A 14,588-nucleotide genomic window follows, 5' to 3' on the forward strand; every position below is an offset into this window, starting at 1 on the left:
ACCATGGCAAAGAAAATACTTTTCACTTATCGCGAGCTTTTCAAGGCCTGGAGGGATCTCTATGCAGCATCTGTCCGGCAACCTAGGGGGAACGTAAATCGACTGTTATTGGTTTATGCCATTGAGTGCGGTCTGAAGGCGGTGTGGCTCAAGCAGGCCAGCCGGTCGTTGTTTGATGCAGATGACATCAGCAAGACGGGACACGATCTGAACGAAATCATCAAACAATTGCACTTGGGTAAGAGATTGTCGCCAACGTTTGATCTACCTGATGCACATGATGAACGACACAAGCCCTTGCCGCGCAAAGGAAACAGCGTGGAAAACTTGCACCAAGCCTGGCGCTATGGAGGCACGCTCTTGGCGCCAGTGGACGACGCAGGCATGGAAGCGCAACTGGAAGCCGTCCACCGGCTGATTGAGAAGGAATTGAAATCATGACCTACCCATTAACTGTGCCTGAGCGCCTGCTGACATGGCTGGACGTAGAGCGTGTCCTGAAGCAAAAAACGCAGCTTTGGAGTTATCTGCCCGAAGGCGTGCATTCGGTGGACTGCTACCACGACGGGATGGATATTGCTTATTCAGGTGAAGAAGCTGGTGTAAAAGATTGGTTGCAAACCGTTTTTGGCAAGGCTTTTTTTCATGCACCTTGGCAGTTGCATCTGCGCGCAGGCGATGGGGTGTACCCCATCCGGCTGGAGCAGGTGGAGGCCGCACCAAGGCCCCATCGATTGCCGCTGTACCCACTCTGGCGCGAAGTCGCTTATCTGGATGATGCGCCAGATAGTACGTCTGCCGTCTTTGATCTGCCGCATGCGTTTACCGATGGGCCGAGGATGGTGTCGTTTCACTCCTTCAAAGGGGGCGTGGGGCGCACAACGGCGCTGATGACCTATGTGACGGCGCGGCTACATCCCGCCGATGCACAAGGGCCAGTCAAGGTGCTTGTGGTCGATGCAGACCTTGAGGCGCCCGGTGTCACGTTCTGGTTGGACGAAAAAAATAGGCCTCAAGTGTCTTTCGTTCAGTTTCTGGAGGCGATGCATTACCCACCCGTCAGCGAAGAGGCGAGCCTCAATTTTTTTGCCGAGCAGTTGAAAAAAACCTCGTTGAATGTGGATGGCTCACAGCGTGAGCTATTTGTGCTGCCTGCTGCGCTGGATCTGGCTGAAATTCAGGACATGCCGGTGCAGCCAGGTCATCTTGCGCGCAACCCCAACAACCCATGGATATTGACCGACCATTTGCACGCCCTGGGCAAGCGTCTGGGTGCGGATGCGGTGTTCATCGATCTGCGTGCGGGCCTGAGCGAATTGGCCAGCCCTGTGATTTTTGATCCCCGTGTAGAGCATTATTTTGTGACCACCGTGGCGAAGCAGTCAGTGTCTGGAATGTGCGAGGTTTTGCGCCGTTTGCACGCATTTCACCGTGCACTGCCTGCTCCGCAACGCCAAGCGGCCAAGCCATCAGTGGTGATCAGCCTGTTAACGACGGATTTGCGCCGCCTGCCGGATTTCGGTCTGGCCAAAGAGTGCATTGAACAGGCCTATCCGCCGGTCAATGATGTACTGGATGAAGGGGTCGAGTGGCTGGAGGCGGAGTTCTCTCCCTCACTGATGGCCATTGGCTCAGTGCGCGATGCGTTTGATCTGCTGAAAAAATCTTCCTTGTATGCCAGCAGTGCCCAGGAGTGGGCAACCACCGCTGCAGCAGCACGCAAGGTGGTAGAGAACCGCACGGCGCCCCCCATCAATCGCATCGATTCCGCCCAAGCTTTGCTTGAGGTCTGCAAGAGGGAATACGCAGAGCATTCCGCCATCGATGATTGGCTGGTGACGGAGCCGCTACGCAATTTAGGTAAGCATTTCGCAAATGACATCCCCAACGCAGTGTTGGTAGGTGCGAAAGGTGCAGGAAAGACGTTCACCTATTTGCAAATTTGCCAATCCAGAAACTGGAGCAATTATTTGCAGCGTGTGGGTGAAATGGCTCACGATGCGGCTGTCGCACAGCAGCGCATCATTTTCCCGGTGCTGTGGTCCGGCAATGTGGATGGCGCAGCGAGAGCCACTGTAGGCAATGCAAAAGATGCCGGTATTCAGCAACTCGGCTTGGGCACGCAGGCACTTACTTTGAGCGAGATTCAACGACAGATTGAGGCTAATTTAGATTCCGAGGCCCGACATTGGGATGACTTTTGGGCCGACTTGATTGCTGCCTCGTTAGGTTGCTCTGGCCGTGGGTTGCAGGCGATCAACGAGCAACTCTCTGCACAAGGTCAGTCCGTTGTGCTGGTGTTCGATGGGGTGGAAGATGTGTTCAAGAAACCCAGCGATGCCAAACAAACCAAGGCTATCGAATCGCTGCTCAAGCTGGTGAACCGTTTGGGCGAGCTGCCAAATCAGAGCGTAGGCGCACTGGTTTTTGTGCGGATTGACTATGTGCAGGCGGCCATCAAACAAAACTTGGGGCAATTTATGTCGCGCTTTAGCGCGTTTGCGTTGACTTGGAACCCTGAGAGTTTTTTGCGACTTGCCTACTGGCTGTGTGCCAAGGCGGGCATTGTGGGCGCGACGGTCGATAGGGCGCAAACTCTGTCTGTTGGAGAGCTCATCGAAAAATTGATAGAACTATGGGGGCATAAGCTTGGGCAGACAGATTCCAAGGAGGGGCACTCTGCTCGATGGGTTTATGCTGCACTGTGTGACCTGACAGGCCGTTTTCAGGCCCGTGATCTGGTGCGATTTTTTCGCTTTGCCGCCGAAGAGGAAACCAAGAACCCCAATGCATTTTGGGCGGAGCGAATTCTTTCGCCAGAATCGATGCGCAAGGCCATCCCCCGGTGCAGCCACGAAAAGGTGAAGGAAGCCACACTGGAAATTCAGCCACTCAGAAGTTGGAGTGAACGCATGGATGCCGAAAATATCACCGAGCGATCCATTCCATTCAGTGCGTCATCGGTCAGTCTGCAAGCCGACGAATTGACCGCGTTGCGAGAGTTGGGTGTGGTTTACGAGGATTTGGATCCGTCCTTGGGCGAAAAGCGCTTGTTTCTTCCCGAGATTTACCGCGCGGGCCTCAGGTTCGATTTGTCCGGGGGGCGCCCCAGAATCCAGGCTTTGCTGAAGAAGAACTTGGGCAAGATGCCTTTTTGATGCTGACTGAAGATGGAGCACGCCATCCCGTTTTCGGAAACACTCACTGTCGAATTCAATAGGGACCGCAAGCGCCTGCCAGACACCGAATTGGTTAAGGCTGTGGTGTGTCTGGTCAATGCGGAGGGTGATAAGCCCACCGGCTTGCACCCCGACCACCGCATACCAGGCCTGTGGCGGATAAGGCTACCTACACGCGTTAGGCAAGCTTTGTCCCCATTCAGCACGAGCAGATGGTGCTGAGTTACGTGCGCGGGCACGGGCGCATCAAGCGTGCGGACGCAATGGAGCTGTGCCGCCTGAGCGAGGGACAGGTGAAGAGTTTGCTCAAGCGCATGTGCAAGGCGGGTTCGCTCGTTCTGAAGGGGGCCGGGCAGGCAGCGCACTATTGGATCGGAGCATCGAATTGGATGGCATTGGATCAGATCGGATGAAATCGGATGAAATCGGATCACCCTTCCGATTCCTCATTGTCTATGAACCCCCTGCAACGCACCCTCATTGAAAAAGCCGGCCATGACAACGGCTTTGAATATGTGCTGCCCGGCGATGCAGAACATGCGGCGCTGGCGTCGGCCCGGCACCCGGCGCGGGTGCGTGTGGCGGTGGTGGAGCAGGGGTACGAGGTGCGCATTGACACCGGCAGCCCCACGCTGGCGCAAGAGCTGGCACGCACCTTTGTCACCAGCCTGGCGGATGCCAACAGCTTTGTGCTGCCATCGGAGGCTCTTCTGGCCCATTGGCTGCGCCGTGCTGCCGCGCTGTCGCAAGCGCTGCCGAACCAGGCAGTAACGGCGTTCGAGCACCAGGTGCAGGCGGAGCTGGCGCAGCTGGCCCCGCCAGTAGCGCAGAACACCGAAGTACTGCGCATGGTGCGCCAACGGATAGGACAGCAAGCCTACCGCCAGGCCATGCTGGACTACTGGGGTGGTGCTTGCGCGGTGACTGGGCTGGCGCTGGCGCCCGTGCTGCGGGCCAGCCACGCCAAACCGTGGGCTGTGTGCGACAGTGATGCCGAGAGGCTGGATGTGTTCAATGGCCTGTTGTTGGCGGCGCACCTGGATGCCTTGTTTGACCAGTTTTTGCTGAGTTTTGACGAGCAAGGCCGTGTACTTTTTTCGCCGGAGCTGAACACGGCCTCGTGCGCCGTGCTGGGCCTGAGCCCGGCAATGCGGCTGCGCTGGATGGCGCCGGAACATCAGCCCTACCTGAGCTATCACCGGCAGCGGTTTATGGCGGGCCACTGAGCAACGGCAAATAAGCGAAGGCTGCTTTCATCGCTGAGGCGGCCTGTGAGCCTGCAAGCCACGATGACCAGAGCTTTTTGTGCTGACACGGCTGCTCTGCGCCGATAAGCTGTTGGATCCTTGGGTTGATCCACAACAGTATGAATCACCGGCTCCCTTCTCCATCGGTCAATCAACAGGCTTCGGTCCTCCAGTCGCGGGATTTGGTGGCTGGGCTGGGGGTGGCGCCGCGCCATTTGCTGGCCACTTGCCTGGCCTTGTTTGAAGACGGAACCCTGCAGCAGCGCTTGTCAGAGCGCATGGATGCTTTGGGGAAGAGGTGGGCATCCAGAACCCATGGGCAACAGGAGGGCGACGCAGGCGCAATCCCGTCGTCCGTTGCAGCATTGCAGCAGGGCGTCATCGGGTGGCAGCAGGCGCCCGTGCCGGACGATGATTTGCGCCTTTTGCTATGGATGCGTCTGCGAGAAGCATTTGGGCTGAAGGCGTTGACGTTTGGCAGCCTTCGCTCGGCCGGCACTGCTGCCGATGATTTGGTGGCGACCTTGCTGGCTTCACTGCAGCCGGGCATGCTCGATAAGGCCAAAGCTGGCTTGGGCATGGAAACCCGCACGGCCCCAGGCAGCCTGGACGCTTTGGCTCGCCAGACGTTGGACGAGATGCTGGCCCAGGTCATGCAAAGTGATGATGCAGCGCATGCCACAGCACGTCAGGCTTTGGTGGCCGATGTTCGGCAGCGGGTATCACAGCTGGACCCGGCTGCGCGGAATCAATTGCTGGAGGCCATTGGTGCGCGTGAACTGAATGACGAAGCCATACGAACCATCTTGCTCACTGGGGGCGGGCTGGCGTCTCTGGGCACAGCAGTGAGTGTGGCGGGGTTCTCTGCGTACATCCTTGCCGCCCAGGCGTCGGCATTTATTCCGCTGGTGAGTGGCCCAGCGCTGGTGTCTTTTGTGGCGGTGCTTTCCAATCCGGTCACCATTGTGCTTGCCACGCTGGGTACGGGATGGTGGGCTGCACGCTCCGCCAATCAGAAGATTCAGGCGGCCATTGCCATGCGCGTGATTGCGTTGCTGGCGCTCAACGGTTTGAATGCGGGTAACGCGGGCTTGCGGGGGATGGGGCAGGTTTTTGCTCGTGTGTCTGAGCTGCACCGCCTGGGAACATTGTCGCGTGAGGTGCAGCAGCGCTACAGCAGCGACTGGGCGTTGATAGGCCCCGCCCACCGTTCCGCAGTGGCCTTGCGCCCGGAAGTGACCCAAATCATGGAGCGCGGTTTGCCCGGTTCGCCGGAGGCCGACGGTTGGATTCGTGTCATGCGCGTGGGCGACGATGCGCCATCTGATATGGCTGCCATGTCTGCATTGACGCTGGGTGAATTGCTGTATCACCTGCATGTGCTTCACCCGCAAGTGCTGCAGGCGGCCGATTTTTCGCGCTTGTCGGACCTTTCCGATCCATTGGAGTTCGCCGCGTTTGCCCACGCGGTGGCTTCGCTGAGTGCCGAAGCCCAGTTGGGTGCCATCAGCAACCTGAAGGGCTATGTGGCGGAACAGGTGGTAGCCAGCCAGTTGGTTCAGCAAGGGCACATTGTGGAGTTTCCGGCCACTGCCAATGAACCAGGCTGGGACCTGATGGTGGACGGTGTGAAGTTCCAGGTGAAAAACGCGGCGGACTTGTCCTTGCTGCAGCACCATTTTGAGCGCTACGACTATCCGGTGCTGGCCAATGCCGAGGTGGCAGACATGTTGGCCCAAGCCGAAGAAAAGGGGCAGTTGCCGGACTGGGCCAATCAGGTCCATTTTGTCGAAGGCTACAGCCAGGAAGGGGTGCTCCAGGTCACGGAAAACACGCTGGACGCGGGGGATGCTTTGTTGCACCCCCAGGTGCCTACTTTTGCCGTGGTACTGAGTGCCCTGCACGAATGGCGGCGCTACAGCGCGGGGCAAACGACGGCTTCCCAGGCGTTGCAGGAGGTGATCGTCAATGGAACAGTACGAGCAGGGCTGGCGGTCGCAGGCAATTTTGCTGGTGTGACCATCGGCTTGCTGGTGTTTGGCCCTGCGGGTGGCTTGGTGTTGGGTTCGGTCTTGCCCATTTTGAGCCGCACACAATCGGAACGAGCGAAGGCCTTGGCCGACAAGGTGGTGCGCGGCAAGGGTTACATGGTTTGGCAGGAGCAAGCGTGCCAGGCCTATCGAACTCTGGTCGAGCGGCTGGAGTCAGGCCTGAAAGACAAGGCGGAACGGCTCAAGTCACGCATAGCCTCAGGGCCTGACTTGGCGAAGGAATATGTGGCTTGGCGACTGAACGATGAGCTGCGCTTTCTGCGCGAGGCTTGGCTGCGTCTGCAGACCATTTCTCAGGAGGCAGGTTCAGATATTGAAGCGGCTGCCGAACAGCTGCTGCTGTGGCTGGGAACTTGCACGCTGCATCCGGCGGTGTATCAGGTGGAGCTGCTGGAGTGGTTGCGAGTCATGTCTCAGCGCCCAACCCTGGGGGACAACGTGCGTGAAAGAACTCGATCTGTCTCAGACTTTTGGCGCGACTTCACGGCAGGGGTCAAAGAAGGCTGGGAAGAGGGGCAAAGCAAAACCAGGCGATAGGCCAGAGCAAGCCGCCATCAGCCGAAGATGCCAAGCGCTCTCGCATTGAAATGCGATCCATAAGGCAAGCGAAATCGCTGGGGTGAGGCGTCTGTTGATTTCCACGCAAAACTTACCCGCCGGGGGCTAGTGGGTCACTTCTGGGTGGAAGTCAACAAACGTAGAAGAAGTGGCTTGAATTGACTATTAATTCAATAGTTGTTGTATTATCAACTTATGAAAGAAGCCAACGTCATCCGTGCCCTGTCCGCCTTGGCTCACGAAGCTCGATTGAGAGTGTTTCGTGCGTTGGTAGTAGCTGGCCAGCAAGGTCTCACTCCAAGCGCTTTGGCTGAGCAGTTGGGCGTTGCACCTAATGCACTGTCTTTTCACCTGAAAGAGCTGGCTCATGCCGAGCTGGTCACGCAGGAGCGGCAGGGGCGCAATCTGGTGTATCGCGCTGCCTTCCCCACGATGAATGAGCTGCTGACCTATCTCACGGAAAACTGCTGCCAAGGCACTGTCTGTATGCCTAACCAGGCTGCCTTGTGCAAATGCGAGTAGCTAGGGCTCAACAGGTCTTAATGCCAACCCATCCCCACTGCTGCTGAGAAAGCAAACCATGTCCACAGACGCCACTTACAACGTACTGTTCATCTGCACCGGCAACTCTGCCCGCTCCATTCTTGCGGAGGGCATCCTGAATGAACTGGGCAAAGGAAAGTTCCGGGCGTTTTCTGCCGGCAGTCAACCCAAAGGCGAAGTTCATCCGCAGGCACTGGCAACGCTGAAGCGATTGCACATGCCAGACACGGGTTATCGCAGCAAGAGTTGGGACGAATTTGTGGCGTCTCAAGCACCCGTGTTCGACTTCATTTTTACTGTCTGTGATAACGCAGCTGGCGAAGTCTGCCCGCTTTGGCCAGGTAACCCAGTCTCGGCGCACTGGGGTCTGCCCGATCCAGCGGCAGTGACAGGCACCGAAGAGCAGCAGGTCAAGGCATTCAGGGACACAGCAATGATGCTGCGACGCCGTATCGAGCTGTTGTTGTCTTTGCCCCTTCACCGTCTGGATGCGATGTCGCTGCAAAGTGAGCTTCGCAAGATCGGGCAACAGCAGTAAGTCCACCCAATCTGGAGTGAAAGGACATCCCATGCCAAGTATTCAGATCTTTGATCCTGCGCTGTGCTGCAGCACCGGCGTGTGTGGCGTTGAAGTGGACCAACAGCTGGTGAGTTTTGCGGCTGATGCGGACTGGGCCAAGCAAAACGGCGCGCACATCGAGCGCTTCAACCTTGCCCAGCAGCCGATGGCTTTTGCGCAGAACACCATCGTTAAAGGCTTTCTGGAACGCTCAGGCCAGGAGTCGCTGCCTTTGGTGCTAGTGGGTGGAGAGTTTGCGTTGGCAGGCCGTTATCCCACGCGTGCTGAACTTGCACGCTGGGCTGGTATCGAGATCTCCCCCCCGACTTCCAGCCAGAGCGGTTGTTGCTCTGGTGGCCGTTGCTGCTAACACAGGAGGCCTGATGAATTTTCTGAACCAACCACCACGCTTTCTCTTTTTTACCGGTAAGGGCGGCGTAGGCAAGACCTCTATCGCGTGTGCAACAGCCGTTCAACTGGCTTCGCAGGGGCAGCGTGTATTGCTCGTGAGCACCGATCCGGCTTCCAACGTAGGTCAAGTGTTTGATGAGCGGATCGGAAACCACATCACGGCGATTGGCGCGGTCCCCAATTTGTGGGCGCTGGAAATTGATCCGCAAGCGGCAGCACAGGCTTACCGTGATCGCATTGCCGGCCCGGTGCGCGGCGTGTTGCCAGATGACGTAGTCAAAGGCATTGAAGAGTCGCTGTCTGGTGCATGCACCACGGAAATTGCCGCGTTTGATGAGTTCACGGCGCTGTTGACCGACAGTTCACTGACCCACGATTACGCGCACGTTATTTTTGATACAGCGCCCACAGGGCATACCATTCGCCTGTTGCAGCTGCCCGGGGCATGGAGTGGCTTTTTGGAAGCGGGTAAGGGCGATGCGTCGTGTCTGGGGCCTTTGGCGGGCTTGGAAAAACAACGCAGCCAGTACAAAGCTGCCGTTGATGCACTGGCAGATCCTGATCGCACGCGCCTGGTGTTGGTGGCACGAGCACAGCGCACGACCTTGCGCGAAGCAGCGCGCACCCACGAAGAGCTGGCGGCCATCGGTCTGACGCAGCAGCATCTGGTGATCAACGGAGTTTTTCCTGCAAACGAGGCGCAAACCGATCCGTTGGCCGCAGCGATTTATGCCAGAGAGCAAGCGACACTGGCCGCCATTCCCCAGGCGCTGCAGGCTTTGCCACGCGATCAGATTGAGCTCAAACCTTTCAACCTTGTGGGACTGGATGCCTTGCGCCATCTGCTGACCGATGCTGGCCCAGCCTCGAGTGCTGCAAGCATTGAACTGCCAGAACGGCTGAATGCGCCAGATTTGTCGGCGCTGGTCAACGACATCGCGGCCGATGGTCATGGCCTGGTCATGGTGATGGGCAAAGGTGGCGTGGGCAAGACCACGCTGGCTGCAGCGATTGCTGTGGAGCTGGCATCCCGAGGCCTGCCTGTGCATCTGACCACGTCTGACCCTGCTGCACATTTGGCTGACACGCTGGAAGGAGCGCTGCCCAATTTGGCCCTCAGCCGCATTGATCCCCATGAGGCCACCGCGCGCTATCGACAACACGTGATGGAGACCAAGGGCGCGAAGCTGGATGCCGAAGGTCGAGCTTTGCTGGAAGAGGACCTGCGCTCGCCCTGCACCGAAGAGGTCGCCGTGTTTCAAGCTTTTTCGCGAGCCATTCGCGAAGGGCGCAATAAGTTCGTGGTGATGGATACCGCTCCTACGGGCCATACCTTGCTGCTTCTGGATGCCACGGGGGCTTACCACCGCGACATCGCCCGGCAAATGGGGGAGACGGGGCTTCACTTCACAACCCCGATGATGCAGCTGCAGGACCCCAAGCAAACCAAGGTGGTGATTGTGGCCTTGGCAGAAACAACGCCCGTGCTGGAGGCTGCCAACTTGCAGGCCGACTTGCGCCGCGCCGGCATTGAGCCTTGGGCCTGGGTCATCAACAACAGTGTGGCAGCTGCTCACCCGCAGTCTCCCTTGTTGCGCCAGCGTGCGCGCAACGAGCTGCACGAAATCAAGGCAGTCGCTACGCAGCACGCGCAGCGGTATGCGGTGGTGCCACTGTTGACCGAAGAACCTGTGGGGGCTGAGCGCCTGCGAGCCTTGGCGAACTGGAAAGCGGCATGAATCGATCCACCTCCCCAATGGGAATTTTTGAGCGCTACCTGACGCTTTGGGTGGCACTGTGCATCCTGGCTGGACTGGCTTTGGGTAACCTCATGCCTGGGCTGTTCAGCACACTAGCGTCCATCGAATACGCTTCGGTCAACCTCATCGTCGCCGTGCTCATCTGGGCCATGGTGTACCCCATGATGATTGCCATCGACTTGGGCTCGCTCAAAGCAGTAGGCCAGCGGCCAAAGGGTTTGGTCATCACGCTGGCGATCAACTGGCTGATCAAACCCTTCACCATGGCTGCGTTGGCGGTGCTTTTCTTTGAGTACGTGTTTGCCGGAATGATCCCGCCAGGTGATGCCCAGCAATACATCGCCGGATTGATCTTGCTGGGCGCAGCACCTTGCACCGCCATGGTGTTTGTCTGGTCGCAGATGACCAAAGGTGATCCGAACTACACACTGGTGCAGGTGTCGGTCAACGATTTGGTGATGGTGGTGGCATTTGCCCCCATCGTGGCGCTGCTGCTGGGCGTGACTGAAATTGCCATCCCTTGGGAAACGCTGGTGCTGTCCGTGGTGCTGTACATCGTGCTGCCGCTGATGGCTGGCTGGTGGACGCGCAAGCGCTTGATTGCGCGGGGTGGCGAGTCTGCAGTTTCGGACTTCACAGCACGCATCAAGCCGGCTTCCATGCTCGGGCTGCTGCTCACCGTGGTGCTGCTGTTTGGCTTTCAGGGGCCCGTGATATTGGCGCAGCCCACCTTGATTGCAGTGATCGCTGTTCCGATCCTCATCCAGTCTTATGCCATCTTCGCTCTGGGCTATGCCTGGGCTTGGTTGTGGCGCTTGCCACATGCGATTGCTGCACCCTGCGCCATGATTGGAACGTCCAACTTCTTTGAATTGGCGGTGGCTGTGGCGATTGGACTGTTCGGCCTGAACTCAGGCGCTGCCTTGGCCACGGTGGTGGGCGTGCTGGTCGAAGTGCCGGTGATGTTGTCCCTGGTGGCATTTGCCAACCGCACCCGTGCACGTTTTGCTGCTTGACGCGCCCAACGACTGTTTCTCCCAACAGTCCAGATCCTTCGCCACCTACATTGAATGTCTCAAAGAGGCCATTGCATGAGCACAATCACCATCTACCACAACCCTGCATGCGGCACGTCGCGCAATGTGTTGAGCCTGATTCGTAACAGCGGAGAAGAGCCAACGGTCATTGAATATCTCAAGACGCCACCAGACCGGGAAACGCTGCAGCAATTGATAGCCGCCATGGGTATCCCAGTGCGCGACGTCTTGCGCCAAAAAGGCACTCCGTTCGATGAGCTGGGACTGGCGGACATGCAGTGGACCGATGCACAGTTGATCGACTTCATGCTGCAGCACCCCATCTTGATCAATCGCCCGATTGTGGTGACGCCACTGGGAACCCGTTTGTGCCGTCCTTCCGAGGCGGTGCTGGATATCCTGCCGCAGCCCCAGCAGGGTGCCTTTTACAAGGAAGACGGAGAGGCCGTCATCGACGCGAAAGGACAACGTGTTGCTAAACCCTGATTTACCCAATATCGACAACGACTTGTTTGATGTCCCGGATCTTGCCCGGTTGCTGCCCACTGCGCGAGCGAGTCATCCTCCACGCATTTTGCTGCTGTACGGGTCGGCCCGTGAGCGTTCTTACAGCCAACTGCTGACCGAAGAGGCTGCACGACTGCTGAGCAAGATGGGGGCTGAGCCCAAAATCTTTGACCCCCGCGGTTTGCCCTTGCCTGACGATGCCCCTGAAAGCCACCCCAAGGTGCAAGAGCTGCGGCAGCTTGCGCAATGGGCAGAAGGTATGGTGTGGACCTCGCCCGAGCGCCATGGTGCAATGACCAGCATTCTGAAGGCACAGATCGACTGGATTCCACTGTCCGTGGGTGCCGTGCGTCCGACCCAAGGCAAAACCTTGGCTGTCATGCAAGTGTGCGGGGGATCTCAGTCCTTCAACGCGGTCAACCAGATGCGTGTGCTTGGCCGCTGGATGCGCATGCTCACCATCCCTAATCAATCTTCCGTGGCCAAAGCATTCATGGAGTTCGATGAAGCTGGCCGGATGAAGCCCTCGTCATATTACGAGCGCGTGGTGGACGTGATGGAGGAGTTGGTCAAGTTCACGCTTCTGACCAGAGACTGTGCGGACTATCTGGTCAATCGCTACAGCGAGCGCCGTGAAAGCGCAGAGCAGCTGTCCAAGCGGGTCAACAGTAGCCTGAAGACGGAGCGCACGGCTCACAAGGTCGAGGGCGAGGCGGACTCAGGGTGCTGGCGTGCCCCAACACCGGTGCCAGGGCTGCATAAAACGCCTGGGGGGCTTCTTCGATGCAGTTGCGAAGCTGCTGGGCCACGCAGCTTTCCCACATCGGGTCTTGGAGGTATTGCAACCTGCGAATGACTGACCTGGCCATTTGTTCTTTCGTCTGCGCCATCTCGGAATGGTCCAGCAGGCCTAGCGCTGCAGCGTGGGGCTGCATGGCTTGTTCAAAACGTGCCAAGCGCGCACGCAGTTGTGCTTTACCGCCCAGCAAATCGGAGCCTTGCATGCGGCCCTGGACCAGGGGAACGATCAGCACATGCATGTGCTGTGCGCTTTCATCCTTGTGCACGACCGCGCTCAGGATGTTGGCGCTGCCAAACTCTGTGGCCATCCAGTCCAAAGCAGCTTGGAAGTACGCGGATTCGTCATCGCGGATGCCCACAGGCAGGCTGACCAAGGCCTCGATCAGGCGCACGGCATCCACCCGGAGCTTGTCGATCCCTGCTGCTTCCAGCTGTGCTTTGTAGGCAGCGTTGACCGCATCAGCCGTCTGGTGCCCGAGCAAGACGAGGTTGAGATGCTGCTGGCCTGGGGTGATGTTGGGCGTCAAGGCCAGCTCGCGCAGATTGTGCCGAGCCGCCCGCAGCGCTGCCGTGGGGCCCTTGAGCTTGGCAAAGCGCACCAGCAGGTTGGCAGGGCGTGTCCGGCGGTCCACATAGCAGACGCTTCGTATAGAGCGGACCCAGCCAACTCGCTGGCAGGTTTTCTGCCGACTGAATTGCAGGGCTTGGATCGGTGAGCACCTGCAATCTGAATCTCTGTTGCCATCACAAAAATACGAACATGTAGGGGGCTCATGTTCGTCGTGACTTTCAAAGTCGCGGCCATCACAACTTCTTCAACTCAGAGGAATACAACGATGGTGTGCAGCTCAAACCGAATATCGGGCGTTGGTGGACCGTGATGCCGGCAAAGCCCCTGCGATTGTGGAAAGCTTGCCTGCTAGTGTTCGGCGGACCGATGCTTTGGAGGCAGCGCAGGTGCAAAGCTGGTGGAGTGGGGTCGAGCAGTTGTCCAACCAAACCGCCAGTGCTTATTTAAGAACTTTGCTCCTGACAGGGGCACGCCGCGAAGAAGTGGCAGCTTTGACTTGGCAGCAGGTGGATTTCCGCTGGAGCAAGTTGACCTTGGCTGACAAGGTGGATGAGGTCCGCGTCATTCCGCTGACGCCGTATTTGGCGCAACTACTCATGCGTTTACCGCGTGTCGGTGGCTGGGGATTGCCAGCACTCAGAAGTACGAAGCGGATGGTGGCCCAGGGATCGCGCAATGCTTGCAAGTGTTGAGCAAGAGCCAGGCGTCTGCGCAAGATTGCGCGCGCTTCGTCATGGCGCAGCTGGCGTTTTGGCTTTTGGGTGCTATCGACGGGCACGCCAAAAACTTCTCCATCTTCATGCAACCTAGCGGAGGCTATATCGCGACGCCTTTGTATGACGTGTTGTCGGCATGGCCGGTAATAGGCCATGGCCATGGAAAGATTGCTTGGCAGAAAGCCAAGATGGTCATGGCTGTTCCAGGGACCCAAAGCCGCCACTACCACCTGCAGAAAATCCAGCGTCGGCACTGGAAAGCTTTGGCAGAGTGGACGCGGGTTGACGGGATGTGGCCCGCGATGCTGGAGATGCTGGCGCAGCTGGACACCGCGATTGAGCAAGTCAATGCTGACCTGCATCCTAGTGTGTCACCGAGTATCGCGAAGCAAATCTACGACGGAGCACGTGCCCAAGCACACCGTTTTCTGGCTGTACTTGATTGATGAGGTACAGGGCTTTTGCCTCGATTCCAGTTTGCGGGATTCCCGCAAACTGGATTGCTGGATTTCAGCAAACTGGATTGCCGATTTTCCGCAAACTAGATTGCTGGTTTCCAGCAACCTGGAATACAGGGTGAGGCTGACCAAAGGGATGCCTGGCACTCCCGCACAGTTGGCGGTCAACAGGGAAATTCATGGCTGATGC

General features: G+C 58.0%; 14 protein-coding genes and 1 pseudogene. 14 read left to right on the plus strand and 1 reads right to left on the minus strand.

Annotated features, from left to right (window positions below; all coding sequences use genetic code 11):
* The first annotated feature begins 3 nt into the window (after window positions 1-3).
* The 12 genes and pseudogenes from KAQ61_RS03345 to arsH form a co-directional block, all read left to right on the plus strand.
* Window positions 4-441: a hypothetical protein gene (locus tag KAQ61_RS03345; RefSeq protein WP_210930492.1), complete on the plus strand. Its 438-nt coding sequence runs from the start codon at window positions 4-6 to the stop codon at window positions 439-441.
* Window positions 438-3,158: a KGGVGR-motif variant AAA ATPase gene (locus tag KAQ61_RS03350; protein ID WP_210930493.1), complete on the plus strand. Its 2,721-nt coding sequence runs from the start codon at window positions 438-440 to the stop codon at window positions 3,156-3,158. The genes KAQ61_RS03345 and KAQ61_RS03350 overlap by 4 nt, the downstream gene beginning before the upstream one ends.
* Window positions 3,159-3,391: 233 nt before the next feature.
* A complete protein-coding gene (locus KAQ61_RS03355; protein ID WP_210930494.1) occupies window positions 3,392-3,592 on the plus strand; it encodes a hypothetical protein in 201 nt (66 codons plus the stop codon).
* 42 nt (window positions 3,593-3,634) lie between these two features.
* A complete protein-coding gene (locus KAQ61_RS03360) occupies window positions 3,635-4,405 on the plus strand; it encodes an HNH endonuclease (protein ID WP_244982969.1) in 771 nt (256 codons plus the stop codon).
* 140 nt (window positions 4,406-4,545) lie between these two features.
* Window positions 4,546-7,014 (plus strand): PDDEXK-like family protein, encoded by a 2,469-nt coding sequence (locus KAQ61_RS03365; RefSeq protein ID WP_210930496.1) that lies wholly within the window; start codon window positions 4,546-4,548, stop codon window positions 7,012-7,014.
* Between the two features lie 216 nt (window positions 7,015-7,230).
* Entirely contained in the window at window positions 7,231-7,557 is a 327-nt protein-coding gene (locus KAQ61_RS03370; protein WP_210930497.1) for an ArsR/SmtB family transcription factor, read from the plus strand.
* Between the two features lie 58 nt (window positions 7,558-7,615).
* Window positions 7,616-8,116, plus strand: coding sequence for an arsenate reductase ArsC (locus KAQ61_RS03375; RefSeq protein ID WP_210930498.1), 501 nt, complete (start codon window positions 7,616-7,618; stop codon window positions 8,114-8,116).
* Between the two features lie 31 nt (window positions 8,117-8,147).
* Window positions 8,148-8,507 (plus strand): arsenite efflux transporter metallochaperone ArsD, encoded by a 360-nt coding sequence (gene arsD, locus KAQ61_RS03380; protein ID WP_210930499.1) that lies wholly within the window; start codon window positions 8,148-8,150, stop codon window positions 8,505-8,507.
* A gap of 13 nt (window positions 8,508-8,520) precedes the next feature.
* Window positions 8,521-10,287: an arsenical pump-driving ATPase gene (gene arsA, locus KAQ61_RS03385; RefSeq protein ID WP_210930500.1), complete on the plus strand. Its 1,767-nt coding sequence runs from the start codon at window positions 8,521-8,523 to the stop codon at window positions 10,285-10,287.
* Between the two features lie 17 nt (window positions 10,288-10,304).
* The gene (gene arsB / locus KAQ61_RS03390) at window positions 10,305-11,324 is read left to right on the plus strand and encodes an ACR3 family arsenite efflux transporter (protein WP_210931681.1); all 1,020 of its coding nucleotides are present in this window, start codon (window positions 10,305-10,307) and stop codon (window positions 11,322-11,324) included.
* A gap of 75 nt (window positions 11,325-11,399) precedes the next feature.
* Window positions 11,400-11,831 carry an arsenate reductase (glutaredoxin) gene (gene arsC, locus KAQ61_RS03395; protein WP_210930501.1) on the plus strand — a complete coding sequence of 144 codons (432 nt, stop codon included), beginning with the start codon at window positions 11,400-11,402 and terminating at the stop codon, window positions 11,829-11,831.
* Window positions 11,818-12,519: pseudogene (gene arsH / locus KAQ61_RS03400) on the plus strand (arsenical resistance protein ArsH); the annotation flags it as partial. The gene arsC and the pseudogene arsH, both read left to right, overlap by 14 nt.
* Here arsH and KAQ61_RS19060 read toward each other — a convergent pair.
* Complete coding sequence (locus KAQ61_RS19060) at window positions 12,515-13,285, minus strand: plasmid recombination protein (protein WP_420839379.1); 771 nt, start codon at window positions 13,283-13,285, stop codon at window positions 12,515-12,517. The pseudogene arsH and the gene KAQ61_RS19060 overlap by 5 nt on opposite strands.
* Before the next feature lie 238 nt (window positions 13,286-13,523).
* Here KAQ61_RS19060 and KAQ61_RS03410 point away from each other — a divergent pair, with 238 nt between their 5' ends.
* A complete protein-coding gene (locus KAQ61_RS03410) occupies window positions 13,524-13,916 on the plus strand; it encodes a site-specific integrase (RefSeq protein WP_244982971.1) in 393 nt (130 codons plus the stop codon).
* Window positions 13,850-14,386, plus strand: a complete 537-nt coding sequence (locus KAQ61_RS03415; RefSeq protein WP_244983050.1) for a HipA domain-containing protein — start codon at window positions 13,850-13,852, stop codon at window positions 14,384-14,386. Before KAQ61_RS03410 ends, KAQ61_RS03415 begins: the two co-directional genes overlap by 67 nt.
* Window positions 14,387-14,588: the final 202 nt, after the last annotated feature.

The sequence above is a fragment of the Comamonas aquatica genome (assembly GCF_018064205.1).
In the GTDB taxonomy this organism is placed as follows: Bacteria; Pseudomonadota; Gammaproteobacteria; order Burkholderiales; family Burkholderiaceae_C; genus Comamonas; species Comamonas aquatica.